This is a genomic window from Paraburkholderia sp. SIMBA_027 (assembly GCF_046535315.1).
Classification (GTDB): Bacteria; Pseudomonadota; Gammaproteobacteria; order Burkholderiales; family Burkholderiaceae; genus Paraburkholderia; species Paraburkholderia tropica.
Genome location: NZ_JAWRWY010001463.1, coordinates 1 through 241, shown reverse-complemented (window position 1 = coordinate 241; position 241 = coordinate 1). Strand labels below are relative to the sequence as shown.

Below are 241 nucleotides of genomic sequence, written 5' to 3'. Positions count from 1 at the left end.
GGCGGAGCGGACGGGACTCGAACCCGCGACCCCCGGCGTGACAGGCCGGTATTCTAACCAACTGAACTACCGCTCCAGTGCTGCTCTGCTACTACACCGGCGGGCGTTGGTTAGCTCCCGCTGGCGGCGTCGCCTTGACTGCTTGATGGCGCCGCAGAAAACTTTGGCGTCCCCTAGGGGATTCGAACCCCTGTACTCACCGTGAAAGGGTGATGTCCTAGGCCTCTAGACGAAGGGGACA

The 241-nt window shown here is 62.7% G+C and carries 2 tRNA genes; both read right to left on the bottom strand.

Annotated elements, in window-relative coordinates:
• Nucleotides 1-2: 2 nt before the first annotated feature.
• Nucleotides 3-76, bottom strand: a tRNA-Asp gene (locus tag SB764_RS44050).
• 88 nt (nucleotides 77-164) lie between these two features.
• Nucleotides 165-240, bottom strand: a tRNA-Glu gene (locus tag SB764_RS44045).
• Nucleotide 241 lies beyond the last annotated feature (1 nt).